This is a genomic window from Zeimonas sediminis (assembly GCF_023721795.1).
GTDB lineage: Bacteria > Pseudomonadota > Gammaproteobacteria > Burkholderiales > Burkholderiaceae_E > Zeimonas > Zeimonas sediminis.
Window position 1 is genome coordinate 1523092 of the sequence record NZ_JAMQYE010000001.1, and the last position, 26640, is coordinate 1549731.

At 72.3% G+C, this 26640-nt stretch carries 20 protein-coding genes and 1 tRNA gene; 16 read left to right on the forward strand and 5 right to left on the reverse strand.

The features are described from left to right. Positions 1–102: 102 nt before the first annotated feature. On the reverse strand, positions 103–894 hold the full coding sequence (locus tag M6I34_RS07095) for a transglutaminase domain-containing protein (RefSeq protein WP_272484995.1): 792 nt from the start codon (positions 892–894) through the stop codon (positions 103–105). On the opposite strand from M6I34_RS07095, the gene M6I34_RS07100 reads away from it, so the two are divergent. After that, positions 893–1267 carry a YkgJ family cysteine cluster protein gene (locus M6I34_RS07100; protein WP_272484996.1) on the forward strand — a complete coding sequence of 125 codons (375 nt, stop codon included), beginning with the start codon at positions 893–895 and terminating at the stop codon, positions 1265–1267. The two genes, M6I34_RS07095 and M6I34_RS07100, sit on opposite strands and share 2 nt — an antisense overlap. A 114-nt stretch (positions 1268–1381) precedes the next feature. On the opposite strand, the gene M6I34_RS07105 is transcribed toward M6I34_RS07100, so the two are convergent. The 4 genes from M6I34_RS07105 to M6I34_RS07120 form a co-directional block, all read right to left on the reverse strand. After that, the gene (locus tag M6I34_RS07105; RefSeq protein WP_272484997.1) at positions 1382–2035 is read right to left on the reverse strand and encodes a YiaD family glycine zipper/OmpA-like lipoprotein; all 654 of its coding nucleotides are present in this window, start codon (positions 2033–2035) and stop codon (positions 1382–1384) included. Positions 2036–2151: 116 nt separating this feature from the next. After that, positions 2152–3816, reverse strand: coding sequence for an alkaline phosphatase D family protein (locus M6I34_RS07110; RefSeq protein WP_272484998.1), 1665 nt, complete (start codon positions 3814–3816; stop codon positions 2152–2154). 179 nt (positions 3817–3995) lie between these two features. Further along, a complete protein-coding gene (locus tag M6I34_RS07115; protein ID WP_418953539.1) occupies positions 3996–7697 on the reverse strand; it encodes an indolepyruvate ferredoxin oxidoreductase family protein in 3702 nt (1233 codons plus the stop codon). Positions 7698–7770: 73 nt separating this feature from the next. Next, on the reverse strand, positions 7771–8676 hold the full coding sequence (locus M6I34_RS07120; RefSeq protein ID WP_272485000.1) for a DMT family transporter: 906 nt from the start codon (positions 8674–8676) through the stop codon (positions 7771–7773). 1 nt (position 8677) lies between these two features. Here M6I34_RS07120 and pyrF point away from each other — a divergent pair, with 1 nt between their 5' ends. The 15 genes from pyrF (at position 8678) to glyS (ending at position 26632) form a co-directional block, all read left to right on the forward strand. Continuing rightward, entirely contained in the window at positions 8678–9544 is an 867-nt protein-coding gene (gene pyrF, locus M6I34_RS07125; RefSeq protein WP_418953540.1) for an orotidine-5'-phosphate decarboxylase, read from the forward strand. A gap of 10 nt (positions 9545–9554) precedes the next feature. Beyond that, positions 9555–10259, forward strand: coding sequence for a response regulator transcription factor (locus M6I34_RS07130; RefSeq protein ID WP_272485002.1), 705 nt, complete (start codon positions 9555–9557; stop codon positions 10257–10259). Beyond that, on the forward strand, positions 10256–11854 hold the full coding sequence (locus tag M6I34_RS07135) for a sensor histidine kinase (RefSeq protein WP_272485003.1): 1599 nt from the start codon (positions 10256–10258) through the stop codon (positions 11852–11854). Before M6I34_RS07130 ends, M6I34_RS07135 begins: the two co-directional genes overlap by 4 nt. A gap of 108 nt (positions 11855–11962) precedes the next feature. Then, a tRNA-Met gene (locus tag M6I34_RS07140) sits at positions 11963–12039 on the forward strand. Between the two features lie 78 nt (positions 12040–12117). Continuing rightward, positions 12118–12528 (forward strand): hypothetical protein, encoded by a 411-nt coding sequence (locus tag M6I34_RS07145; protein ID WP_272485004.1) that lies wholly within the window; start codon positions 12118–12120, stop codon positions 12526–12528. Between the two features lie 35 nt (positions 12529–12563). Beyond that, complete coding sequence (miaB, locus tag M6I34_RS07150; protein ID WP_272486626.1) at positions 12564–13856, forward strand: tRNA (N6-isopentenyl adenosine(37)-C2)-methylthiotransferase MiaB; 1293 nt, start codon at positions 12564–12566, stop codon at positions 13854–13856. Positions 13857–13863: 7 nt separating this feature from the next. Further along, a complete protein-coding gene (locus tag M6I34_RS07155) occupies positions 13864–15279 on the forward strand; it encodes a tetratricopeptide repeat protein (RefSeq protein ID WP_272485005.1) in 1416 nt (471 codons plus the stop codon). A 17-nt stretch (positions 15280–15296) separates the two neighbouring features. Further along, the gene (locus M6I34_RS07160; protein ID WP_272485006.1) at positions 15297–17267 is read left to right on the forward strand and encodes a FecR family protein; all 1971 of its coding nucleotides are present in this window, start codon (positions 15297–15299) and stop codon (positions 17265–17267) included. A 7-nt stretch (positions 17268–17274) separates the two neighbouring features. After that, positions 17275–18243, forward strand: coding sequence for a PhoH family protein (locus M6I34_RS07165; protein ID WP_272485007.1), 969 nt, complete (start codon positions 17275–17277; stop codon positions 18241–18243). Continuing rightward, positions 18215–18766 (forward strand): rRNA maturation RNase YbeY, encoded by a 552-nt coding sequence (gene ybeY, locus M6I34_RS07170; protein ID WP_272485008.1) that lies wholly within the window; start codon positions 18215–18217, stop codon positions 18764–18766. Before M6I34_RS07165 ends, ybeY begins: the two co-directional genes overlap by 29 nt. Before the next feature lie 88 nt (positions 18767–18854). Further along, complete coding sequence (gene fusA / locus M6I34_RS07175; RefSeq protein ID WP_272485009.1) at positions 18855–20906, forward strand: elongation factor G; 2052 nt, start codon at positions 18855–18857, stop codon at positions 20904–20906. A gap of 148 nt (positions 20907–21054) precedes the next feature. Continuing rightward, positions 21055–21939, forward strand: coding sequence for an HlyC/CorC family transporter (locus M6I34_RS07180; RefSeq protein WP_272485010.1), 885 nt, complete (start codon positions 21055–21057; stop codon positions 21937–21939). Positions 21940–21947: 8 nt separating this feature from the next. Beyond that, positions 21948–23537, forward strand: a complete 1590-nt coding sequence (lnt, locus tag M6I34_RS07185; protein ID WP_272485011.1) for an apolipoprotein N-acyltransferase — start codon at positions 21948–21950, stop codon at positions 23535–23537. A 76-nt stretch (positions 23538–23613) separates the two neighbouring features. After that, complete coding sequence (gene glyQ / locus M6I34_RS07190) at positions 23614–24501, forward strand: glycine--tRNA ligase subunit alpha (protein WP_272485012.1); 888 nt, start codon at positions 23614–23616, stop codon at positions 24499–24501. 4 nt (positions 24502–24505) lie between these two features. Further along, positions 24506–26632 (forward strand): glycine--tRNA ligase subunit beta, encoded by a 2127-nt coding sequence (glyS, locus tag M6I34_RS07195; RefSeq protein ID WP_272485013.1) that lies wholly within the window; start codon positions 24506–24508, stop codon positions 26630–26632. Positions 26633–26640 lie beyond the last annotated feature (8 nt).

Below are 26640 nucleotides of genomic sequence, written 5' to 3' on the forward strand. Positions count from 1 at the left end.
GCGCGGCCCTCGCGGTCGCGCGGCCCAGGAAAAAGCCCGGCGAAAGCCGGGCTTTTTCCTTCTTTCGCCGGCCGCTGCGATTCGGCCGCCGACGCGCGCCGCTCAGCGCAGCGGCGCGTCGTCCTCGAAGCGCCCGGCACCGGTGGCGGACCCGCTGGACTCCCGTCCGGGCACGGGCGACGACTCGCCCTCGAAGAGCTCGCGCGGGTAGTGCCGCGCGAAGTCCCCGCGCACCTTGTCCAGGGGAAAGTCGGACCAGGTGCCGTGGTCGGCCAGGTAGGCCATCCGCCGCCGGTTGTCGGCGTCGAATTCCTGGTAAAGCGCGTCGGCCGTGCCGTCGAACTCGGTCGGCCGCACGCCGAAGCGCTCGCAGAGCTCGATGTTGAAGGCCGGCACCGCCTTGAGCCAACGCCCTTCGACGAGCAGTGCCGCGTAGCCGTGGTCGTAGAACACGTCGGTGCCGCCCATCCGCTGGCGCAGTTTCTCCGTGTTCATGTGGTTGACCACGTCGGCCAGGCCGATAGCCGACGCGATGCCGGCCGCCCGCGCGCAGGCCGCCAGCAATACCGCCTTCGGCACGCACCAGCCGCAACCGGCGGCCAGCACGCCGCTCGCCCGGTACTGGCACGGATCGAAGGAGATGCGGTAGGGGTCGTAGCGGATCCGGTCTCGGACCGCGTAGAAGAGCCGCACCGCCCGCGCCCGCTCGGATGACTCGCCGCCGATCGCCTGCGCGACGAACTCGCGGATTGCCGGCGAACCGCTGTCCAGGAAGCGGGTCGGCGCGAGCCAGGGGCGCAGCGCATCGCCCGCGAGGGCTTCCGGAAGTCCGGGAAGGTGAATCCCGCCGTCGGCTGACAACCGGAAATCGGGTCGTGCGTTAGCTTCGTTCATGAAGAATCCCTGCCTCGGCTGCGGCGTATGCTGCACGCAGTATCGCGTCTCTTTCCATTGGTCCGAAACGACCGCACACCCGTTCGGCACGGTGCCGGTCGAGCTGACCGAGCCGCTGCGCCGTCACGAGGTCGTCATGAAGGGGACGAACTCGGCGAAGCCCTATTGCATCGCGCTGGCGGGGGTGCCGAAGGTCGATGCCTACTGCGCGATCCACGGCAGCCATCCCTCCTGCTGCCGGGCGGTGGAGGTCGGCAGCGACCAATGCCTCCGGGCCCGTCGGGCCCACGGCATGCCCGACCCCGAACTCGATCCGGATCTCGACCCGTCTCCGGACCTGGATCCCTCGCCCGACCTGCCGCGCGCGGCCTGAAGCCGGGCCCTCGAGCCGGCCCCGGTCCACCCCGGTTCGCGCCGACGCGGCCGGGGGCGCTGGCCGCCGACGGCCAGGCAGCCGACCGCCCGGCCAGGCGGGCGTCGGCGGCGATCAGCCCTGCTGCGGCTCGCCGACGAAGATCTCGACCCGGCGGTTCTGCGCGCGGCCGGCGGCAGTCGAATTGTCGGCGATCGGCTCGCGCGAGCCGCGGCCGTCGATCGCGACGCGGCTCGGGTTCACGCCGCGATCGGCCAGGTACTGGCGCACGCTGGCCGCGCGGTTGACCGAAAGCGGGTCGTTGATCGCGTCTGAGCCGGTGCTGTCGGTGTGGCCGATGATGCGCACCGTGGTGCCGGGATTCGTGGCCAGCGTCTGCGCGAAGCGGTCGAGGATCGGCCGGAAGTTCGGCTTGATGTCGGCGCGGCCGGTGTCGAAGGAGATGTCGCTCGGAATGTCGAGCTTGAGCTGGTTGTCGGCCGTCTGAGTGACGCCGACGCCGGTACCGGCGGTGGCCTGCTGCATCGCCACCTTCTGCTCTTCCATGCGCTTGGACCAGACATAGGTGCCGATGCCGCCGGCGGCGGCGCCCAGCACCGCCATGTTGCGCGTTGCCGTGCCGCTGCCGCCGATCGCGCTGCCGAGCGCCGCGCCGGCCAGCGCCCCCAGGCCGGTGCCGACAGCGGTGCGCTGCTGGGTTTCGGTCATCGACTCGCAGCCGGCCAGGCCGACCGCTGCGATCGCGAGGATGGAGATGGTCTTCTTCATGATGGTGCTGCTCCTGTTCTCGATTGGGCGGCGCCAGGCGAACGCGGCGCTCCGGGGAGGGGAAGGCGAATTCCCATTCTATCCAGACAGCCGGCCGCGCGCGTCGGCCGATCCGGTCAGCCGGCGACCGCACCGGGCCGCCCTGCCTCGACCACGAAGCGGGCCCGGGTCGCGATGCGCGGCTCGGGCACCTTGACCGACTCGACCACCCTGAAGCTCAGCGCGCAACGCTCGGGCGTCAGCGTGACGACGCCGTAGCCCCGGTGCGTGCTCTCCGCCAGCCTCACGTGCGGGTTCTCGCCGCGCACGCGGTCGAGCAGCTCCTGCGGCCTGCCCTGCGAGGTGATCGAAGTGCCGCAGAACTCGGTGGCCACGACGGCCGAGCGCGGATCGGAAAAGTCGGCCTTGACGTCGCAGACCCAGTTCGAGTGCACGTCGCCGCCCAGCACCACCGGATTGGACGGCCGGCGCGAGCGCATCGCGTCGATCAGCCGCTGGCGGGCGGCCGGATAGCCGTCCCAGCCGTCGGTCCAGGCGGTTTCGCCGGGGCCCGGCCGGCCGTCGGCCCGGGCGAACAGCGTCTGCTGCGCGATCAGGTTCCAGCGCCCGCGCGACTCCGCGAAACAGCGGTCGAGCCAGCGCTCCTGCCCGGCGCCCAGCATCGAGCGGGCCGGATCGCGCAGCTCGGGACAGCCCGCGACGTCGACCACGTTCGAGCCGCCGCGCCCGGGCCGGGGGCAGGCCTGGTGCGAACGGTGCTGCCGGTCGTCGAGCACCATGAACTCGGCCAGCCGGCCGAAGCGATGACGGTCGTACATCCGCATCGAGGCGCCGTCGGGGCACGCCGCCGGCCTCAGCGGCATGTGCTCGAAATACGCCCGATAAGCGGCCGCCCGGCGGGCCAGGAAGGCCGGATCGAGGTCCTGGGCGCGGTCGTTGGCGTAGTCGTTGTCGACCTCGTGGTCGTCCCAGGCGAGCAGCCAGGGCGCGCTCGCGTGCATCCGCTGCAGGTCGGCGTCCGACCGGTACTGCGCGTGACGGATCCGGTAGTCGTCGAGCGACTTCGGCTCGCCGGTCCAGTGGGCCCGCACCCGGTCGCGCCCCCAGCTGCTCTCGTAGATGTAGTCGCCGAGGAAGACGACCAGGTCGAGGTCTTCCTCGGCCATGTGCCGGTAGGCGCCATAGAAGCCCTGCTCGTACTGCTGGCACGAGGCGAAGGCGAAGCGCAGGCGCGCGGGCATCGCGTCGGCCCCCGGCGCGGTGCGGGCGCGCCCGACGGGGCTGACCGCCTGGCCGGCTCCACGGCCAGCCATGAACCGATAGTGATACCAACGCTCCGGCACGAGCCCGCGGACCTCGACGTGGACCGCGTGGGCCAGCGCAGGATGGGCGATCGCGCTGCCGCTGCGCACGACCCGGGCGAAGCGATCGTCTTCGGCCACCTCCCAGCGCACCCCGATCGGCTCGGGCGCGAGCCCGCCGTCGCCCCGGCGCGGATCGGGCGCCAGGCGGGTCCACAGGACGAAGCCGTCGGGCGTGGGCGCGCCCGAGGCCACCCCCAGCGCGAACGGATCGCGCTCGAAACGGCCGGCGACGCTCGCGCAGCCCGACGACGCCAGCACGACGCCGCCGGCCCACGACGCGCAGGCCATCCGCCAGGCGGCCTGGACGACCGCGCGGCGCCGCAGGTGGGGCGGCGCGCCGGCCGCAGCGGCAAACTCGCGGGCGCAGCGCCGGGGCGACGCGAAGGCTTCCCCCGAAGCGGCTGAGAGACGTGTCATCGGCATCGCGATCGGACGTGGTCGACAGCGGTCGATTCTAGGACGGCGAGGCGAGCGCGCGATGACACCGATGGCCGAATCCGGATGGCCCGATCGGGATGGCCGAATCCGGACGGCCGAGCCATGGACGGCCGAGCGTGCAGGGCCGCGGCAGGGCGCACCCCGGCCCCTCGCCTGCCCTACCCGACCGACTCGACCTCGCCCCGCGATCGCACGGCCTCGACAGGCCCCTTGGCCGGCTCGCCGCGCAGCCGCGCGAGCAGCGCCGCCTGGCGCTCGAGCGCGGCCTTGACGTTGGCCTCCTTGACCGGCCCGAAGCCCCGCATCCGCTGAGGCAACTCGGCGAGCTCGATCGCGGTGGCCGCGTTGCCCGGGCCGAGCCGCTCGACGAGCTCGTCGAGCTGGCGCTCGAAGCCCGCGAGCAGCGATCGCTCCATGCGCCGCTCGTCCGTCCGGCCGAACGGATCGAGTCGCGTGCCGCGCAGCCGGCGCATGCGCGCCAGAAGGCGGAACAGCGGCAGGACCCACTGGCCGAACGCGATCTTGCGCGGCCGCCCGGTGCGCGGATCGACGCGCGCGAGCAGCGGCGGCGCGAGATGGAAGCGCAGCGACCAGTCACCCTCGAACATCGCCTCGAGACGCCGGCGGAAGGCCGGATCCGCATGCAGGCGCGCGACCTCGTACTCGTCCTTGATCGCCATCAGCCTGAACAGCGACAGCGCCGCCGTCCGGACCAGGCGGTCGGCATCGGCCGGCGCGAGGCCCTTGTCGGCAGCCTCGCGCAGGCGGTCGATACGGCCGCGGAAGCGGGCCGCGTAGGCGCGGTCCTGGTAGTCGACGAGGAAGGCCTCGAAGCGCGCGATCGACGCGTCGACCGGCTCCGCGGCGCCGCCGGCCTCGCCGGGCATTCCGGCCGCGCCGGCTTCCCCGGTGTCCGCGGGCTCGAGCCGGCGACCCGCCGCGGCGCGGACCGCCTGCGGGTCGTGGGCCAGCCTGCGCCCCCATTCGAAGGCCCTCAGGTTGGCCGGCACCTGCGCGCCGTTCAGCTCGATCGCCCGCTCGATCGACCCGCGGGTCAGCGGCACCCAGCCCTTCTGCCAGGCGAAGCCCAGCAGCATCGGGTTGGCGAAGATCGCGTCGCCGAGCAGCGCCTCGGCCAGCGTCGCCGCCTCGACGAACTCGATCTCGCGCTCGCCCGCCGCCTGCAGGATGTTGCGGCGCAGGGCCGCCTGCGGCAGCTTCCAGTCCGGATCCCGCAGGAAGTCCGAAGTCGGCAGCACGTCGGCGCCGATCACCGCGCGGGTCACGTTCGCCCGCATCCGGGTAAGCGCCTCGTTGCCGGCGGTCACGACCAGGTCGCAGCCGATCACCAGGTCGGCCTCGCCGGTGGCGATCCGGGTCGCGTGCAGGTGGTCGGGCTCGCGCGCGATCTGCACGTGAGAGAAGACCGCCCCGCCCTTCTGCGCGAGCCCCGCCATGTCGAGCACCGAGACGCCCAGGCCGTCCAGGTGCGCGGTCACGCCGAGCAGCTGCCCGATCGTGACCACGCCGGTGCCGCCGACCCCGGTCACCAGGATGCCGTAGCTGCGGTTGCCCGACGTCTCGATCGGCAGCGGCTGCGGTTCGGGCAGCGGCGCGAGCGAAACGTCCGGCTTCGGCGCGCCGCCCTTGCGCAGCGCGCCGCCCTCGACCGTCACGAAGCTCGGGCAGAAGCCCTTCAGGCAGGAGAGGTCCTTGTTGCACGAGGACTGGTTGATCCGGCGCTTGCGCCCGAACGGGGTCTCGACCGGCTCGACCGACACGCAGGAGCTCTGCACGCTGCAGTCGCCGCAGCCCTCGCAGACCGCCTCGTTGATCACGACGCGCCGCGCTGGGTCGGGGTAGGCCGGCTTGCCGTCGACGATCCGCTTGCGGCGTCGCCGCTTCTCGGTCGCGCAGGTCTGGTCGTAGACCAGCACGGTGCAGCCGGGCATCTCGCGCAGCTCGCGCTGCACCGAGTCGAGATGGTCGCGATGCTCGATCCGGACGCCGGCGAAGGCCGCGTCGCCCTTCACCGCGTCGTACTTGCCCGGCTCGTCGGTCACGACGACGATCGCGCGCACGCCCTCGGCCTTCATCTGCGCGACGATCATCGGCACGGTCAGCGTGCCGTCGACCGGCTGGCCGCCGGTCATCGCCACCGCGTCGTTGTAGAGGAGCTTGTAGGTGATGTTGACGCCGGCGGCCACCGACGCGCGCACCGCCAGGATGCCCGAGTGGAAGTAGGTGCCGTCGCCGAGGTTCGCGAACACGTGCGGCTCGTTCACGAAGGGCGCCTGGCCGATCCAGGGCACGCCCTCGCCGCCCATCTGCGAGAAGGTCTGGGTGCGCCGCTCGGGCATCCAGGTGGCCATGTAGTGGCAACCGATGCCGGCCAGCGCGCGCGAGCCTTCGGGAACGTGCGTGGAGGTGTTGTGCGGGCAACCGGAGCAGAAGGTCGGCACCCGGTCGGCCGACACCTTGGTCACGGAAAGCGCGCGCTCCTTCGCGTCGATGATCGCCAGCCGCGCCTCGATCGCCGCGCGGATGTCGGCCGGCAGCTCGAAACGCGAGCCGAAGCGGCCCGGGTTCAGCAGCCGGCCGGCGATCGCGCGCGCGATCAGCGCCGGGGAAAGTTCGGCGTGCGCGGGCAGCAGCCAGCGCCCCTGCGGCATCGCCCACTCGCCGCCGTGCCCGTCCTTTTCGTCGAACTTTCCGTAGACCTGCGGGCGGACGTCGTCGCGCCAGTTGTAGAGCTCTTCCTTCAGCGCGTACTCGATGATCTGGCGCTTTTCCTCGACCACGAGGATCTCGCCCAGCCCGGTGGCGAACTCGCGCACCGACTGCGCCTCGAGCGGCCAGACCACGCCGCACTTGAACAGCCGGATGCCGATCCGCGCGCAGGCGGCGTCGTCGAGCCCGAGGTCCTCGAGCGCCTGACGGGTGTCCAGGTAGGCCTTGCCGCCGGTGACGATGCCGAACCAGGCCTTCGGCGAATCGATCACGGTGCGGTTGAGCCGGTTCGCGCGCACGTAGGCGAGCGCCGCGTACCACTTGTAGTCGAGCAGCCGCGCTTCCTGCGCGAGCGGTGTGTCGGGCCAGCGGATGTTCAGCCCGTCGGCGGGCAGCGCGAAATCCTCGGGAATCACGATGCGGACCCGGTCCGGGTCGACATCGACCGAGGCCGAGGCCTCGACCACTTCGGTCACCGCCTTCATCGCGACCCACAGCCCCGACCAGCGCGACATCGCCCAGCCGTGCATGCCGAGGTCGAGGTACTCCTGGACGTTGGCCGGGTAGAAAACCGGCAGGCCGCAGGCCTTGAAGACGTGGTCGGACTGGTGGGGCAGCGTCGACGACTTGGCGCCGTGGTCGTCGCCGGCCACGACCAGCACGCCGCCGTGGCGGCTGGTGCCGGCCGCGTTCGCGTGCCGGAACACGTCGCCCGAGCGGTCCACGCCCGGGCCCTTGCCGTACCACATCGCGAACACGCCATCGACCTTCGCCTGCGAGGACAGCGCGACCTGCTGCGTGCCCCAGACGCTGGTCGCTGCGAGGTCCTCGTTGAGCCCGGGCTGGAAGACGACGTCGTGGCGGGCCAGGTGCGCCCTGGCCTTCCAGAGCGCCTGGTCGAGTCCGCCGAGCGGCGAACCCCGGTAGCCCGAGACGAAACCCGCGGTGTTCAGCCCGGCGCGGCGGTCGCGCTCGCGCTGCAGCATCGGCAGGCGGACCAGCGCCTGCGTTCCGGACAGGAAAACCCGCCCGCGTTCGACCGTGTAGCGGTCGTCGAGATCCTTCATGTCTGCCTCCGGCCTCGGATCGTGTCCAGCGGAACATTCCCCCGCCGACGAAGGCGCGCGGATGGCGCGAATGCGGCAGGAGCGTTTCGGCGGCCGCGCTCGTGACGCGGACGCCGGACGGCAGTCTAGCGCGGGTTCAGGCGCCCGAGGCGCTTTTCCGCGTCGGCATCAGGACCGTGGCGATCGCCGCCAGGATGCATGCGAGTGCGGCCCAGTCCTGCCACAGCAGGCGCTCGCCGAGCATCCAGACCCCGGAGAACACGCCGGTGACCGGGATCAGCATCACCGACAGGCCGCTGGCCACCGGCGGCAGGATCGTCGCCAGCCGGAACCAGAGCAACTGCGCGAGGCCGAAGACCAGGAAGGCGTTGAAGGCGATCGCGCCCCACTCCGCCGCGTTGGGCAGCCGGTGGAGCTGATCGGACTCGAAGACCAGCGCGATGGTCCCGCACACGAGCAGCCCCAGGCTGAGCGACCAGAAGGTGATCACCAGCAGGTGCGTCGGCTGCACGCGCCGCCGCATCCGGTGCGTGCCGTAGGCCCAGATCACCGCCGCCGTCAGCATCGACAGCGTCCCGAGCGGGCTGCCGGCGATCGCCGTGAACTCGCTGGCCAGCAGCAGCGCGACGCCGGCCGCGGCGGCCGCCACGCCGACCCAGAGGCGGCGCGACGGGTGCTCGCCGAAGACCAGGATGCCGACGACCGCGCTCCAGATCGGCATCGTGTAGCCGAGGATCGCGGCGCGGCCCGAGGAAAGGAGCTTGACGCCGTACATCGCGAACACGAACCACAGGACCATGTTCGTGAGCGCCAGCACCAGCAGCTCGGCCCGGTGCTCGGCCGGCACGCGCAGCGACAGCCCGCGGCTGCGCGCGATCAGGGCCAGCGTGGGCAGGCCGCCGATCATGCACAGCGAGCGGAAGGTCATCGGCGGGAGTTCCTGGACGCCGATCTTCATGACCGGCCAGTTGACGCCCCAGATCAGCGTCAGCAGCGCGAGCAGCGCCAGGTCTCGCGGGCCCAGTCGGATCGAATGCGACATGATGGATAGAATCCTGAGTCATTATCGACGCGGGGGGCAGGGAGTGAGTTTCGTTTTGTCGCTCAGGCAGGCGTGGGACAGATCGCAGTCGACACTGTGCGTCGGCCTGGACCCCGACCCGGCGAAGATCCCGGTCGCGGCCGGCGACCCCGACGACCCAGACACGATCCTGCGCTTCTGCCGCGGCATCGTCGACGCGACCGCGCCCTACGCCTGCGCCTTCAAGCCGCAGATCGCCTACTTCGCCGCGGCCCGCGCGGAGGCCCAGCTCGAGGCGCTGGTCGGCCACATCCACCGCGCGCATCCCGGCATCCCGGTGGTGCTCGACACCAAGCGCGGCGACATCGGCGCGACGGCCGAGCGCTACGCGATCGAGGCCTTCGACCGTTACGGCGCCGACGCGGTCACGGTCAATCCCTACATGGGCTTCGACTCGATCGAACCCTGGCTGCGCGGGCGCGACCGCGGCGTCTTCCTGCTGTGCCGGACCTCGAACCCGGGCGGCAGCGACCTGCAGGCGCTCGACGTCGGCGGCGAGCGGCTGTTCGAGCGGGTCGCGCGGCTGGCCGCCGGCCCCTGGAACCTGAACGGGCAACTCGGCCTCGTCGTGGGGGCGACCTTCCCCGAAGAGCTGGCGCGGGTCCGCGAGCTGGTCGGCGAGATGCCGCTGCTGGTGCCGGGCATCGGCGCGCAGGGCGGCGACATCGAGGCCACGGTGGCCGCGGGCGCCGGGCGCGCCAGCCCCGGCATGCTGGTCAACTCGTCGCGGGCGATCCTGTACGCCAGCACCGGCCCCGACTGGGCCGAAGCGGCCGCCCGGGTTGCGCGCGAGACACGCGACGCGCTGCGCGCCGCCGCCAGGCGCTAGACTTCCCCGCATGCGGATCCTGCTTGCCGAAGACGACCAGGTGCTCGCCGACGCGCTGTCGCGCTCGCTGCGCAACGGCGGTTATGCGGTCGATCACGTGTCGAGCGGCAGCGAGGCCGACACCGCGCTGTCGGCGCAGGAATACGACCTGCTGATCCTCGACCTGGGCCTGCCCCGGCTTCCCGGCATCGAGGTGCTCAAGCGGCTGCGGGCGCGCGACTCGCGGCTGCCGGTGCTGATCCTGACCGCGGCCGACTCGGTCGAGCAGCGGGTGCGCGGCCTGGACCTCGGGGCCGACGACTTCATGGCCAAGCCCTTCGCGCTGTCGGAGCTCGAGGCGCGCGCGCGGGCGCTGGTCCGCCGCAGCATGGGCACCGGCAGCACGCAGCTCAGGCTGGGCGCCCTCGTCTACGACCAGGTCGGGCGGACCGCCGCGCTGAATGGCCAGCCGCTGGAGCTCTCCGCGCGCGAGCTCGGCGTGCTCGAGATCCTGCTGCAGCGCGTCGACCGGCTCGTCGGCAAGGAGCAGATCCTCGACCACCTTTGCGAGTGGGGCGAGGAGGTCAGCCACAACGCGATCGAGGTCTACGTGCATCGCCTGCGCCGCAAGCTCGAGGGAGGCGACATCCGGATCGTGACGATGCGCGGGCTCGGCTATTGCCTGCAGCGGCCCGCGGACGAAGCATCGGGCGAGTCGCGGGAAGCCGCCGGATGAACGCGCCCGAGCCGCCGCCGGAGCGGGAGCGCGAGGCGCAGCCCCAGGAACCCGAGCGGCTGCCGACGGTTTTCGAAGACCTGCTCGCCACGCACGAGACGCCGGGGCGGCCGGTGTTCGCGACCGGCTTGCGGCGAAGTCGCGCGGGCCGGCGCGCCGCGAACCGGGCCACCGAGCAGCGCTCGCTGTTCGGCGAGATCCTCGACTGGATGTTCGCCCCGCTGCTGCTGCTGTGGCCGCTTTCGATCGCGGTGACCTTCCTGGTCGCTCGCTCGCTCGCCGACGCGCCCTTCGACCGCTCGCTGCACGACCGCGCGATCGTCCTCGCCCAGCAGGTCCGGAGCGCCCCGACCACCTCCGCCGACCGCCGCGAGGCGCTCGAGCGCGCCGCGCGCGAACTGTTCGACCTCGAGGCGGAAGGACAGTACTTCTACCAGGTGGTCGACGAAGGCGGCGTGCTGCTGGCCGGGCACCGCGACTTCCCGCGCCCGCGGCTGTTCGACTTCCCCGACGCAAGCCGGGTCAAGCTGCGCAACGTGACGATCCGCGGCAACGAATTGCGCGCGGCCTACACCTACGTGACGATGCAGCAGGGCGAGGGCGCCGAGACGCAGGCCCTCGTGCAGGTGGCCGAGACGCTCGAGCAGCGCGGCATCCTGGCCAACGAGATCATCAAGGGCGTGATCCTGCCCCAGTTCCTGATCCTCCCGGTCGCTCTCGGCCTGGTCTGGTTCGGGCTCTCGCGCGGGCTGGCCCCGCTGAAGTCGCTGCAGGCCCGGATCCGGGCGCGCCGACCCGACGACCTGTCGCCGGTCGACCCGCACGGCGCGCCCGAGGAGATCGTTCCCCTGGTGGCCGCCTTCAACGACCTGCTCGCCCGCCAGTCGCAGACCCTGCAGACCCAGCGACGCTTCATCGCCGACGCGGCCCACCAGATGAAGACCCCGCTCGCCGGCCTGCGCTCCCAGGCGGAGCTTGCGATGCGCGAATCGGATCCGGACCAGTTGCGCCGCTCGCTGCAGCAGCTGATCCGCAGCGCCGAGCGCAGCGCGCACCTGGTCAGCCAGCTGCTCGCGCTTGCGCGCATGGAGAACCTCGGGGCGAGCACGCCGCTCGAATCGCTGGGGCTGCACCCGCTCGTCCGGACCGCGGCGGCCGACTGGACCGCCTTCGCGATGCGCCGCAGGATCGACTTCGGCGTCGAGAACGACGACCGGCCCGCGCCGATCGCCGGCCATCCGCTGCTGCTGCGGGAGCTGATCAACAACCTGATCGACAACGCGCTCCGCTACACGCCGGTCGGCGGCGTCGTCACGGTCCGCACGCGCAGCACGCCCGACCGGGTGCTGCTCGAGGTCGAGGACAACGGCCCCGGCATCCCGCTCTCCGAACGCGCGCTGGTGTTCGAGCGCTTTTACCGGATCGCCGACGCGCCGGGCGAAGGCAGCGGGCTGGGGCTGCCGATCGTCAGCGAGATCGCCGAGCACCACCACGCCACGGTGCGGATCGACGACGGCCTGCCCTGGCCGGCCGGGCGCGGAAGCGGTCATGGCACCCGGGTCACGGTCGTCTTCCCGAAGCAGCAGGATCTTTGACAGCTCAGCCGAGCCTCGCTAGAATTTTGGGTTCAGCGATCGGTTAACCTCGCGGTCAGTTCAGCGCGGACAGTTCAGCCCAGCCCGGTCGCTGCGAGCCGGACCCGTGGAGATGTAGCTCAGCTGGTTAGAGCGCGGCACTCATAATGCCGAGGTCGGTGGTTCAAGCCCACCCATCTCTACCACCCTCCCCCGGCCTCGCCCTTCCGGTTCCCTCCCGGCATTGCAGGCGCGCGGCGCGATTGACGCTAGACTTGTCCATCATGAAGCGCTCGCCAGAATCCACGCGCCGCCCCGTCTCCGGGAGCCGCATCGACCCCCCGGACATCTCGCGCCGGCAGAGCCTTCGCATCGCGCTGACCGCGGGTACGGTCGCCGTCCTGGGCAGTGCCGGCTCCGCGCTCGCCCAGGGGCTGCGCCCGATCCCGGCCGACGCGCGCTTCGGCCAGTTCAGCGTCCTCCAGTACCCCGAAGCCTCGATCGACGGCAAGACCCTGCGGCTTGCCGCGGGCGCGCAGATCCGCGACGCGCGCAACATGATCGTGATGCCGGCCTCGCTGTCCGGCAGCCACCCGGCGCTGTACCAGCTTGACCCCGCCGGACAACTGTCGCGCGTCTGGCTGCTCGCCCCCGAAGAACTCGAGGCCGCCAAGGCCCGCTCCTCCAGCAAGTGACCCGCAAGCTCTACATCAAGACCTTCGGCTGCCAGATGAACGAGTACGACTCGGATCGGATGGCGGACGTCCTGAACGACGCCGAGGGCGTCGAAACCACCGACGACCCTACCCAGGCCGACATCATCCTGTTCAACACCTGCTCGGTCAGGGAGAAGGCGCAGGAGAAGGTGTTCTCCGACCTCGGCCGCGTGCGCGCGCTCAAGCGCGAGCGGCCCGACCTGATCGTCGGCGTCGGCGGTTGCGTGGCCAGCCAGGAAGGCGAGGCGATCGTCGCGCGCGCGCCCTACGTCGACGTGGTGTTCGGCCCCCAGACGCTGCACCGGCTGCCCGAGCTGATCGCAAGGCGCCGCCAGAGCGGCAGGCCGCAGGTCGACATCAGCTTCCCGGAGATCGAGAAGTTCGACAATCTTCCGCCGGCGCGGGTCGAGGGCCACACCGCCTTCGTGTCGATCATGGAAGGCTGCTCCAAGTACTGCAGCTTCTGCGTCGTGCCCTACACCCGCGGAGAGGAAGTCTCCCGGCCCTTCGACGACGTGCTGACCGAGGTCGCGGGCCTGGCGGCCCAGGGCGTTCGCGAGGTCACGCTGCTGGGCCAGAACGTCAACGCCTACGTCGGCCCGATGGCCGACGGCGAGACGGCCGATTTCGCGCTGCTGCTCGAGTACGTGGCCGAGATCCCCGGCATCGACCGGATCCGCTACACGACCTCGCACCCGAACGAATTCACCCAGCGGCTGATCGACGCCTACGCGCGCATCCCGAAACTGGTGAGCCACGTCCACCTGCCGGTGCAGTCCGGCTCCGACCGGATCCTGGCGGCAATGAAGCGCGGCTACACCGCGCTCGAATACAAGTCGATCATCCGGCGCCTGCGCGCGGCCCGACCCGACATCAGCCTGTCGTCGGACTTCATCGTCGGCTTTCCCGGCGAGACCGCCGAGGATTTCGAGCGCACGATGAAACTGGTCGAGGACGTCGGCTTCGACCACTCGTTCTCCTTCGTCTACAGCGCGCGGCCCGGCACGCCGGCGGCCGACCTGCCGGACGACACGCCGCAGTCGGTCAAGCTCGAGCGCCTGCAACGGCTGCAGGCTGTCGTCGAGGCCAATGCCGCGCGGATCAGCCAGGCCATGGTCGGCACCGTACAGCGGGTGCTTGTCGACGGCCACGCCCGCAAGGACGCATCCGAACTCTCCGGCCGCACCGACAACAACCGCGTCGTCAACTTCGCCGGGCCCGCGCGCCTGCTCGGGCACTTCGTCGACGTCCGCATCACCGCCGCCCTGCCGCACTCGCTGCGGGGCGAGGCGGTCATCGCGGAATAGCGATCCGATGGCGCGCGCCGCGGCAGTCCTGGCGATCACGATCGGCCTGCTGGCGGGGTCACCGACCGCGGCGCTCGCACAAGTCTCCGGCCCCTCGCCGGCCGGCGCGCCCGTCCAGGTCGATGCGCGAGCGGGCGATCCGTCCGCCGTCGATCCGATCCGGCAAGCCGAGCGTCTGCTAGCGGCTGGCCGCGCCGAGGAGGCCTGGGCGATTCTCGAACCGCTAGTGGCCGAGCTCGCGGGCAATCCCGATTTCGATTACCTGCTGGGGCTGGCCGCCCTCGATTCAGGACGCCCCGGACAGGCGATCTTCGCGCTCGAGCGCGTGCTGATGGCCCGCCCCGACTTCCTGCCTGCCCGCGCGGAGATCGCAAGAGCTTATTTCATGGCCAGGGAACCCGAGAACGCCCGCCGAGAGTTCGCCGCCGTCGCCGCGCGCCGGATTCCCGACGCGGCCCGGCGAACGATCGGCCGCTACCTCGACGCGATCGAGCGCGGCGACCGGGCGGCCGCCGTGAGGGCGCAGTCGCGCGTCGAGCTGCAGGTCGACGCGGGACACGACACCAACGTGAACTTCGGCAGCGCCTCGGGCCAGTGGCTGCTGGGCGACGGCACGGCGGTCACGCCGCTCGCCGCCTCACTTCCCCGATCCAGCAACACGGTCGGCGCTGCCCTCGCCTTCGGCGCCTCCGGCCCGGTCGGCGCCTCGATCGCCGGCCCGCTGGCCGGTCGGCTCGAGTGGAACCTGGCCGCGCGCGCCTCGCTGCGCCACTACGCGCGCGTTTCCGATTTCGACCAGCAGCAGTTCGACCTCTCGGCCGGCCTGTCGCTCGTCGACGGCTGTCACCGCTACACGCTGGCCGCACTGCTGCAGCACCTGCGGCTCGACGACGCGGCCTACCGCAATGCCGCCGGCGCGCTGCTGCAGTGGCAGTGCGAAACCGACCCGCGCACGCTGGTCGGCGCCTCGCTGCAGAGTTACCGACTCGACTACCCGGGCGCGGAGATCCGCGACGCCCGGCGCAACGCGATCGGCCTGAACGCGGCCCGCATCCTCGACGCCGCCGCGCGACCGATCGTGATCGGCTCGATCGCCTTCGGCGAAGAGGCATCGCGACCCGGCCTGGAAAATCTCAGCCACGACTTCCTCAGCTTGCGGGCGGGTCTCGTCGCGCGGCTGTCGCCCGAATGGCGCAGCTCCACGGTCCTGTCCTGGGAGAAACGCGACTTCGGCGCCGCCGAGCCCTTGTTCGGGGTGGTGCGCGAGGACCGCCAGACCGAACTGAGGATCGAATTCGAGCGACGCGTGAACGATCGCACATCGATCGTGCCGCAGCTGGTCCACACTCGGAACCGGTCGACGCTGTCGCCGAACGACTTCCGCCGGACACAGGCGGGCGTCCAGTTGCGACACCGGTTCTGACAGCGGAGTCGCCGAACATGCATGCCCTCAGTCACCCGCGCGATGCAGCGCCGAGCGCCTCGGCCGCGCCGGCGGCGTGGCTTCGCGCGCTTCGGCGACTGCTCGCGCCGCTGATCGCCGCCTGGCTGGCACTGGCGTGCGGCTGGGCGGTCGCAGCCGACGCGGTCGTGATCGCGATGACCGGCTCGGTGCTCGCGCTGCGCGACGCCGCCCCCGGCGCGCAACCCGCATCGCGCACGCTGCGCGCCGGCGACGAACTGTCGCAGGGCGACCTGGTGCGCACCGGCGCCGACGGCCGCGCCCAGATCCGCTTCTCGGACGGCGGCCTGGTCTCGCTGCAGCCGCGCACCGATTTCCGGATCGACGAATACCGCTTCGACAGCGGCGGGCAGCGGAGCTTCTTCTCGCTGCTGCGCGGCGCACTGCGATCGGCGACCGGAGCGATCGGCAAGCGCAGCCACGAGGACTTCCGCCTGCGCACGCCCACCGCCACCATCGGCATCCGCGGCACCGAGTTCCTCGCCGAGGAAACCGTCTGCGACCCGGCCTGCTCGCCGGGTTCGCGCGCAGGCCTGCGGGTCTCGGTCACCCAAGGGCGCATCGCGGTCACCACGCGGGCCGGCACGATCGAGGTCGGCGAGGGTCAGGCTGCCGAGGTCGAGGGACCGGACGCGATGCCGCGGCTCGCGGCGGCAGGCCCGATCCTGGGCCCGGTCGCGCTGCCGGCTGGCTTGCCGGCGATCACCGGGACCTCGACGGGGAATGCGGCAGCCGGGCCGAGCCCGGCCACCGGGCCCGCCATCGCGACTTCGAGCGACGCGGCAGCCGCCGCCGAACGCTCCCTGGCCGGGGCCGGCGCGGCGGCGCCGGTCAAGCCGGCGGCCGGGCAGGGCGCGGCGACGCCGACCGGAACGACCGTGACACCTTCCGGCGGCACCGCATCGATCGCAGGCCGCGCCTGGCCGGCCCAGCCGGCAAGCGACGACGACACGCCCGACCTCCAGAAAACGCTGAGCGAACTGACCTGGTTCGCGCCGCTCGTGCCGGTCGGCGATTCGATCGGTATCAACGTCCGGCGCGACGAGGACGGCAGCCTGCTCGCGCTCGAAGGCCTGCGCGAGGAGCCCGGTGAGCCCGGTGAACCCGGCGAGCCCGGTGAGCCCGGTAAGCCCGGTGAGCCCGGTGAGCCCGGTGAGCCCGGTAAGCCCGGTGAGCCCGGTGAGCCCGGTGAGCCTGGGGTGCGGACCTTCTACTCCATGCTCACGCCCAGGATCCCCGGCCTCTCGTCGCTGCAGTTCGACTCGCGCGAAACGGTCGCCACCTACGACGAGCGCGGTGCCCTGCTGTCGCTGGGCACCTGCCCGAGTTTCTGCCTGTCGCGCGGCACCGCGCAGGCGGTCGAGACCGGCTTCGAGGCCGACGTCGTGGCCTGGGGGCGCTGGACCGGTGGCACGGCCACGGTCACGATCGGCTCCTCGGCCACCCGCCAGGTCGGGCTCGGCCTCGACCAGGGCATCCACTACCTGATCGGGACGCCGTCGCGGACCGTGCCGACCGAAGGCGTGTTCGCCTACTCGCTGATCGGGGCGACCAGCCCGACCCTGGCCGGCGGCGGCGTCGATCCGGGCACGTTCTCCGGCAGCGCGGCCGTCTGGTTCGGCCCGGCGCAGCCCGCTCGCATTGGCCTTGACGGCAGCATCGCCATCGGCGGCGCCACGATCGGCTTCGCCACTGCCGGCGGCGCCACCGACCCGGCCTCCAGCCAGCTGCGCACCGGCGCCGGCTTCGGCTTCTCGGGCACGCTGGGCGCGACCGTGTCCGGCGGCGACCCGGCCGGCTGCGCGGCCTCCGGGTGCAGCGTCCAGCTGCGCGGCGGCCTGTTCGGCGACGCCGCCGCCCGGCTCGGTTTCACGTATTCTGTCGGCGGAAGCAGCGACTCCCGGACGATCGGCGGCGCTGCCGTGTTCGGCTCGCCCATTCGCCAGTGACGGATTCTTGAAAGCCAAAGCCCTCGATTTCAGCCCCGACATCGCCGACAACCGGCGCCTTGCGAACCTCTGCGGTCCCGTCGACCAGAACCTGCGGCAGATCGAGGAAGCGTTCGACGTGCGCATCGCCCGCCGGGGCGACAGCTTCACCGTCGAAGGCCCGGCGGCCGATGCGCGGCGCGCGCTGGCCGCGCTGCGGCACTTCTGGAGCCTGTCCGAAACGCCGCTGTCGCTCGACGACATCCAGCTGGGCCTGGTCGAGCGCCGCGCCCCCGAGGCCGCCGAGGGCGGAACCGCCGCCGACGACGAGGCCCCGGTGCTGCACACGCGACGCGCCGACCTGCAGGGCCGCACGCCTCGCCAGCGCGAGTACCTGCGCAACATCCTGTCGCACGACATCACTTTCGGGATCGGCCCGGCGGGCACCGGCAAGACCTACCTGGCGGTGGCCTGCGCGGTCGACGCGCTGGAGCGCGACGCGATCCAGCGCATCGTGCTAACGCGGCCCGCGGTCGAGGCCGGCGAGCGGCTCGGCTTCCTGCCCGGCGACCTGGCGCAGAAGGTCGATCCCTACCTGCGCCCGCTGTACGACGCCCTGTACGACCTGCTCGGCTTCGAGCGCACGGCGCGGATGTTCGAGAAACAGGCGATCGAGATCGCGCCGCTCGCCTACATGCGCGGGCGAACGCTGAACAACTCCTTCATCATCCTCGACGAGGCGCAGAACACGACGCCCGAGCAGATGAAGATGTTCCTCACCCGGATCGGCTTCGGCTCGCGCGCGGTGGTCACCGGCGACATGACGCAGATCGACCTGCCGCGCGGCCAGGGCTCGGGACTGATCGAGGCGCGGCGGGTGCTGCGCGGCATCCGCGGGCTGGCCTTCACCGAGTTCGACAGCAGCGACGTGGTCCGCCATCCGCTGGTCGCGCGCATCGTCGACGCCTATGAGCGCTTCGCGAACACGGAAGGCTGATCGGCGCCGGCCGCGTGCCGTCCGCAAGGCAGCGTCCGCGAAGACAGGCCCGTCGCTCTCGCTGTCGATCCAGCTCGGAGAGGGCATCGACGCGCTGCCGGCCTCGCGCGCGCAGTTGCGCCGCTGGGTCGCCGCGGCGATCGATGCCGATGCGACGCTGACGCTGCGCTTCGTCGGCCGCACCGAGGCCCGGATGCTGAACCGCGAGTACCGCGGCCGCGACTACGCGACCAACGTGCTCACCTTCGCCTACGAAATGCCGGCGGGCGCGACCGGCGCACCGGCCGGCGCCGCGCAGGCGGCCCCGGTGCAGGCCGACATCGTCGTCTGCGTGCCGGTGCTCGAGCGCGAGGCCAGCGAGCGGCGGATGCCGCTCGCCCACCACCTGGCGCACCTCGTCGTGCACGGCGTGCTGCACGCCTGCGGCCACGATCACGAGCACGACGACGAGGCGCAGGCGATGGAGGCGCGCGAGGTCGAGCTTCTCGCACGCTTCCGGATTCCCGACCCGTACCGCGCCTGAACGGCCGCGCGCTTGCGCCCGGCGGCGGATCGTTCCATCCTAGGGACCGGATCACCCGTCGTCGCGCCGCGGCGCAAGGGAGTCACGCATGTCCGCTCACCCGGCCGAGCAACTGCGCACGCTGGCCTTCGTCGGCCACACCGGCGTCGGCAAGACCACGCTGGTCGAGGCCCTGCTGGCAGGCGCCGGCGCGATCCCCTCGGCGGGCAGCGTCGAGCGCGGCGACACGGTCTGCGACTACGACCCGCTCGAGAAGTCCCACGGTCATTCGCTGCAGCTCGCGTGCGCGCACCTGGAACGCGACGGCGTGCGAGTCCACCTGCTCGACACGCCCGGCTATCCCGATTTCGCCGGCCGCGCGCTCGCGGCGCTCGACGCGGTGGAAACGGTGGCGCTGGTGGTGGACGCGCAGCGCGGCGTCGAGCTGTCCACCGCCCGGATGGGGCTTTGGGCCCAGACGCGCGGCCTGTGCCGGATCGTGGTCGTGAACCGGATCGACGCCGCCGGCGCCGACCTTCCCGCACGGCTCGAGGAAATCCGGGCGGCCTTCGGGCGAGAGTGCCTGCCGCTGAACCTGCCGGCCGACGGCGGCGGCAGGGTCGTCGACTGCTTCTTCGCGCCCGACGGCGGACCGACCGACTTCGACAGCGTCGAGGCCGCGCACCGCTCGCTCGTCGAACAGGTCGTCGAGGTCGACGACGCGCTGACCGAGCGCTACCTGTCCGGCGACCCGATCGACGCGAACGCGCTGCACGACGCCTTCGAGCGCGCGCTGCGCGAGGCGCACGTGGTGCCGGTGTTGTTCACGTCGGCGCGCAGCGGCGCCGGCGTCGCCGAGCTGCTCGACTTCATCGTGAGGCTGGCGCCCAGCCCGCTCGAAGGCAACCCGCCGCTGTTCGAGCGCTGGCCCGACGGCGACCCGTCGCGGGCGCAGGCGCTCGTCGCGAGCCGCGACGCAGGCGAGCACGTGCTCGCCCACGTGTTCAAGGTCGAAGTCGATCCCTACGTGGGCCGGATCGGCGTCCTGCGCGTCCACCAGGGGACCCTGCGCCCCGGCGCGTCGCTGTACGTCGGCGAGGCGCGCAAGGCCGTGCGGATCGGCACGCCCTTCCTGCTGCAGGGACGCGAGCAGAAGCCGCTCGCGGCGGCCGGGCCGGGCGAGATCTGCGCGCTTGCCAAGCTCGACGAGCTCGCCTTCGACGCGGTGCTTCACGACGCGCCCGAGGACTCGGCCGTTCATTTCCGGCCGCTGCCGATCCCGCACGCCGTGTACGGCCTCGCGCTGCGGGTCGCGCGCCGCGGCGACGAGCAGAAGCTGGCCGAGATCCTGCAACGGCTGGTGCTCGAGGACCCGAGCCTGTCGGTCGAGCACGACCCCACTACCCACGAGGCCGTGATCCGCGGGCTCGGCGAGCTTCACGTGGCGGGCGCGCTCGAGCGCATCCGCTCGCTGCACCGGCTCGAGGTCGAGGCCCATCCGCCCACGATCCCCTACCGCGAGACGATCGCCGCGCCCGCCGAGGGCCATCACCGCCACAAGAAGCAGAGCGGCGGGGCCGGACAGTTCGGCGAAGTGTTCCTGCGGATCGCGCCGCTGCCGCGCGGCGAGGGCTTCCGCTTCGTCGACGAGGTCAAGGGCGGCGCGATACCGGGGCCCTTCATCGCGGCCGTGGAGAAGGGCGTGCGACAGGCGCTGGCCGGCGGCGCGGTCGCGGGCTTCCCGGTCCAGGACGTCGAGGTGACCGTCTACGACGGCAAGACCCATCCGGTGGACGGCAAGGAGATCGCCTTCGTGACGGCCGGCCGCAAGGCCTTCCTCGACGCGGCAGCGCGCGCCCGCCCGGTCGTCCTCGAACCGATCGTCGGGCTCGAGCTCACGGTTCCCGAGGAGGCGATCGGCGCTGTGTCCGGCGAGCTTTCGGCCCGTCGCGGCCAGGTCTCGGGCTCGGGCACCGCGCGCGCCGGCATGGTCACGGTGTCCGGCCGCGCGCCGCTCGCCGAGCTCGAGGACTTCCAGGGCCGCCTGAAGGCCGTCACCGGCGGCCAGGGCAGCTACACGCTGGAGCTGATCGGCTACGAAGAAGCCCCGCCCCCCGTCCAGGCGAGACTGCGCGCCGCCTGGAGGCCCGCCGAGGAGTAAGCGCACAGGCCGGGCATGGCAGCACAGCCGAACGGTCGACCGGCACGGCACGGCACGCCGAACGACGAGACCTCCAGGCCGCGCGAGCGTTTGGCGCCCCCGAATCGCATCGGGTATCCTCGAAAGGACGAGACTTCCCCCACGATCCATGTCCGACGACTCACCGGGCGGCGAAGCCCGGCGACCGCTTTTCGAGCGGCTGGCCGCGCTGCTGCTGCGCGTTCCCGAAGACCGTGAGCAACTGCTGGGCGTGCTGCGCCAGGCGCACGACCGCTCGCTGCTCGATGCCGACGCCCTGTCGATGATCGAGGGCGTGCTGCAGGTGGCAGAGCTGTCGGCCGGCGACGTCATGGTCCCGCGCGCCCAGATGGACGTCATCGACGTCTCCGAGTCCCCCGAGAGCTTCCTGCCCAAGGTCATCGCGACCGCTCACTCGCGCTTCCCGGTGGTCGAGGGCGACCGGGACAAAGTCGTCGGCATCCTGCACGCGAAGGAACTGCTGCGGATGTACAGCGGCGAGGAGGTCGACCTGCGCGACCTGCTTCGGCCGGCGATCTTCATTCCCGAGTCCAAGCGGCTGAACGTGCTGCTGCGCGAGTTCCGCGTCAATCGCAACCACCTGGCGATCGTCGTCGACGAGTACGGCGGCACCGCGGGCCTGGTCACGATCGAGGACGTGCTCGAGCAGATCGTCGGCGACATCGAGGACGAGTTCGACTTCGACGAGGAGATCGACCACATCGTCCCTGTCGAGCCGGGCGCCACCGGCCCTCGCTGGCGAGTGCGCGCGATCGCCGGCATCCGCCAGCTCAACGAGATCGCCGGCAGTTCGCTGTCCGACGAGGACGTCGACACCGTGGGCGGGCTGGTCACCGACGCGCTGGGCCGGGTGCCGCGCCGCGGCGAGCGGGTCGAGATCGGCGGACTGTCCTTCGAGGTCCTGCGCGCCGACGCGCGGCAGGTGCACCTGCTGCTGGTCGAGCCGGTGGCCGCCGCCCCGCAGGGCGACGGCCAGGCCGGGCCGCGCGACTGAGCGGCCCGGTGCTGCGCGATCGGCTCCGGCGGGCCGCAGCGCCCGGCGCGGCCTTCGCGGCGGGCCTCGTTCACGCAGCGTCCTTCGCGCCGCTGGGCCTGTGGTGGCTGCAGCTGCTGGCGCTCGCCGCCGCGATCCGCATCGCTTGCGCCGCGCGCTCGCCGACGCTCGCCGGCCTCGCCTTCGGTTTCGGCTGGTTCGTCAGCGGCGTCGCCTGGCTGTTCGTCAGCATGCACCGCTACGGCGGCATGCCGGCGCCGATGGCGGCGGCCGCGCTCGTGCTCTTCGCGCTCTACCTGGGCGCCTTCGCCGCGACCGGCATCGCCCTGGCGACGCCGTCGCTGCGCCGCGCGCTCCCCGGCGGCGCCGGCCGCACGCCGCGCGGCGTGGCCGGCGCCGCGCTGCTGTTCGCGGGCCTGTGGGGAGCCGGCGAGATGCTGCGCGGCTGGCTGTTCACCGGGTTCCCCTGGCTGTCCTCGGGCTACGCGCAGGTCGACGGCCCGCTCGCAGGGCTGGCGCCGGCGGTCGGCGTGCACGGCGTCGGCGCCGCGGCCGCGCTGGTCGCGGCCGCCCTGGCCCTCGCGGCGCCCCCGTCCCGGCGCGAGGGCGAGTCGGCCGGCCCGGGCGCCTCGGCCGGCCGCCGGGCCGCGAGCGGCGCTCTCGCCGCCGCCCTCGCCTGCCTGGCGCTGCCGCTGCTCGCCGGCCTGGCGCTGCTGCCGGTCCGCTGGGCCGACGAAGTCGGCGAGCCGATCCGCGTGCGGCTGCTGCAAGGCAACGTGCCGCAACAGATGAAGTTCGACCCGGCCCGCAGCGTGGCAGCGATGCAGGCCTACGCCCAGGCGATCGCCGCGGAGCCGGCCGACCTGATCGTGCTGCCCGAGACCGCCTGGACCGTGCCGTGGTCGCGCACGCCGCCGTCGATCGCCGCGGCCATCGTCGACGCGGTCGGCGACGGCGTCGTGGCGATCGGGATGCCGCTGCCGGCGCGGACCCGACGCGGCGAGCCGACGCTGTCGAACAGCGTGGCGGCGATCGGCGCCGGCGGGCCGCTGCCCTGGCGCTACGACAAGCGGCACCTGGTGCCGTTCGGCGAGTTCGTCCCGCCCGGCTTTCGCTGGTTCGTCGACATGATGGAGATCCCGCTCGGCGACTTCGGCCGCGGCGCGCCGCACCAGCCCGCGCTCGACGTGCGCGGGCAGCGGCTCGCCTTCAACATCTGCTACGAGGACATCTTCGGCCGCGAGCTGGCCCCGCAGGTGCGCGACGGCGCGACGATCCTGGTCAACGTCAGCAACATCGCCTGGTTCGGCGAGTCGCACGCGCTGCCCCAGCACCTGCAGATCGCGCGGATGCGGGCGATCGAGTTCGCGCGCCCGATGCTGCGCGCGACGAACACCGGCGTGACCGCCGCGATCGACGCGCGCGGCCGGGTGCTCGGCGCGTTGCGGCCGCACAGCGAGGAATCGCTGGCCGCGTCGCTGCGCGGGACGTCGGGGCTCACGCCCTATGCCCGGGCCGGCGACCTGGCGCCGCTCGCGCTGGTCGCGGCGCTGGCGCTCGCCGGGCTCGCCTTCGGCGCGGCCGCGCCGAGGGAGTGACCGCCGCTGGCCGGGAGGTCGGCACGATAGAATGCCGGTTTTGTCCAGCCCGGCCCCTCTCGGGCCCGCTCCGTCGATGCTCACTTTCCAGCAGATGATCCTGCGCCTTCAGGCGTACTGGGACCAGCGCGGCTGCGCGCTGCTGCAACCCTACGACATGGAAGTCGGCGCCGGCACCTTCCACACCGCGACCTTCCTGCGCGCGATCGGCCCCGAGCCCTGGCGCGCCGCCTACGTGCAGCCCTCGCGCCGGCCCAAGGACGGCCGCTACGGCGACAACCCGAACCGGCTGCAGCACTACTACCAGTACCAGGTCGTGCTCAAGCCGTCGCCGCCCGACATCCTCGACATGTACCTCGGCTCGCTCGAGGCGATCGGCATCGACCTGCAGGCCAACGACGTGCGCTTCGTCGAGGACGACTGGGAGTCGCCCACGCTCGGCGCCTGGGGCCTGGGCTGGGAGGTCTGGCTCAACGGCATGGAGGTCACGCAGTTCACCTACTTCCAGGAGGTCGGCTCGCTGAAGTGCCAGCCGATCACCGGCGAGATCACCTACGGCCTCGAGCGGCTCGCGATGTACCTGCAGCGCGTCGAGAGCGTCTACGACCTGCAGTGGACCGAGGGCGTCACCTATCGCGACGTCTTCCACCAGAACGAGGTCGAGCAGTCGACCTACAACTTCGAGCACTCGAACGCGCCGATGCTGTTCCGCCACTTCGACGAGTACGAGGCCGAGGCGAAGCGCCTGATCGAGGCGAACCTCGCGCTGCCGGCCTACGAGATGGTCATGAAGTGCTCGCACACCTTCAACCTGCTCGACGCCCGCGGCGCGATCTCGGTCACCGAGCGCGCCGCCTACATCGGCCGCGTGCGCGCGCTGGCGCGCGCGGTCGCGCAGGCCTACCACGACTCCCGCGAGCGGCTCGGCTTCCCGATGCTCGCCTCGCTCAACGCCGCCGCCTGAAGCCGTGACCGCCGCCCTGCTCTCCGCTTCTCCCGCGACGACCGCCCCGCTGCTGGTCGAGCTGTTCACCGAGGAACTGCCGCCCAAGGCGCTCGCCCGGCTCGGCGAGGCCTTCGCCGAGGGCGTCGCCGACGGGCTTCGCAGCCGCGGACTGGCCGCCGCCGACGCGCGCGTCGAGCGCTTCGCGACGCCGCGCCGCCTGGCCGTGCGCGTGCACGACGTGCTGTCGCAGGCGCCCGACCGGCAGGTCGAGCAGAAAGGCCCGTCGGTCAAGGTCGGGCTCGACGCCAACGGCATGCCGACGCAGGCGCTGCTGAAGTGGGCCGAGCGCCAAGGCGCGTCGCTCGACCGGCTCGAGCGCGCCAGTGACGGCAAGCAGGACTGTTTCTGGTATCGCAGCACCGCGCCGGGCGACATCCTCGAGGCCGCGATCGTCGCGATCATCGAGACCGCGCTCGGCCGCCTGCCGATCCCGAAGGTGATGCAGTACCAGCTGGCCGACGGCCAGACCACGGTCGGCTTCGTCCGCCCGGCCCACGGCCTGGTCGTGCTGCACGGCGACCGCGTGGTGCCCGCCACCGTGCTCGGCGTGCACGCGGGCAGCATCACGCACGGCCATCGCTTCCAGTCGCCGGGCGCGCTCGAGCTGCCCGACGCGCTCTCCTACGAGTCGGTGCTGCGCGAGCGCGGCCGCGTGCTGGCCTCGTTCGACGCGCGGCGCGCGCGGATCGCGAGCCTGCTGCGCGAGCGCGCCGCCGGGCTCGGCGCGAGCATCGGCGAAGGCGACACGGTCGAGGCGCTGCTCGACGAGGTCACCGCGCTCGTCGAGTGGCCGGCCGTCTACGTCGGCGAGTTCGAGAGCGAGTTCCTGCAGGTGCCGCCCGAGTGCCTGATCCTGACGATGCGCACGAACCAGAAGTACTTCCCGCTGTTCGACGCGAGCGGCAAGCTGCTTCCGAAGTTCCTGCTCGTCTCGAACATGGAGGTCGACGACCCCTCGTTCATCGTCGACGGCAACCAGCGGGTCGTTCGCCCGCGCCTTGCCGACGCGCGCTTCTTCTTCGAGCAGGACCTCAAGGTCACCCTCGAGTCGCGCGTGCCGCGCCTCGCCTCGGTCGTCTACCACGCCAGGCTCGGCTCGCAGGGCGAGCGCGTCGAGCGGGTGCGCGCGATCGCCCGCGCGATCGCCGGCATGCTCGGTGCCGACGCCGCGCTGGCCGACCGCGCAGCGCTGCTCGCCAAGACCGACCTGCTGACCGGCATGGTCGGCGAGTTCCCCGAGTTGCAGGGGATCATGGGCGCCTACTACGCCCGCCACGACGGCGAACCCGAGGAAGTCGCGGTCGCGATCCGCGAGCACTACCAGCCGCGCTTCGCGGGCGACGCCCTGCCCTCGCAGCGCACCGGCCTGGTGCTCGCGATGGCCGACAAGCTCGAAACGCTGGCCGGCCTGTTCGGCATCGGGCAGCTGCCCACCGGCGACAAGGACCCGTTCGCGCTGCGCCGGCACGCGCTGGGCCTGATCCGGATGCTGGTCGAGGCGAAGCTCGCGCTGTCGCTCGACGCGCTGCTGCGCTGCGCGTTCGCCTCGTTCGGCGACAAGGTCTCCGACGCCCGCGACACGCTCGCCGGCTTCATCCACGACCGTCTCGCCGGCTGGCTGCGCGAGGGCGGCTTCAGCGCCCAGGAAGTGGCGGCGGTCGTCGACCAGCGACCCGACGACCTGTCCGAGGTGCCCGCCCGGCTGCAGGCCGTGCGCGCCTTCTCGGCCCTGCCCGAGGCCGAGGCGCTGGCCGCGGCCAACAAGCGGATCGGCAACATCCTCCGCAAGGCCGAGGGGGCCGGCGAAGCGGTGCGTTTCGACGCGGCCCTGCTCGCCGAACCGGCCGAGCTGGCGCTCGCCGAGACCATCGCCACGCTCGCGCCGAAAGTGGACGACGCGATGCGCGCCGCCGACTACGGCGCGGCGCTGGCGCTGATGGCGCAGGCCCGCGGCCCGGTCGACAGCTTCTTCGACCAGGTGATGGTCATGGCCGACGACCCGGCGGTGCGCGCCAACCGGCTGGCGCTGCTGTCCACCCTGCGCGGCCTGATGAACCGGGTCGCCGACATCTCCAGGCTGTCGGTCTGATGCCGGGC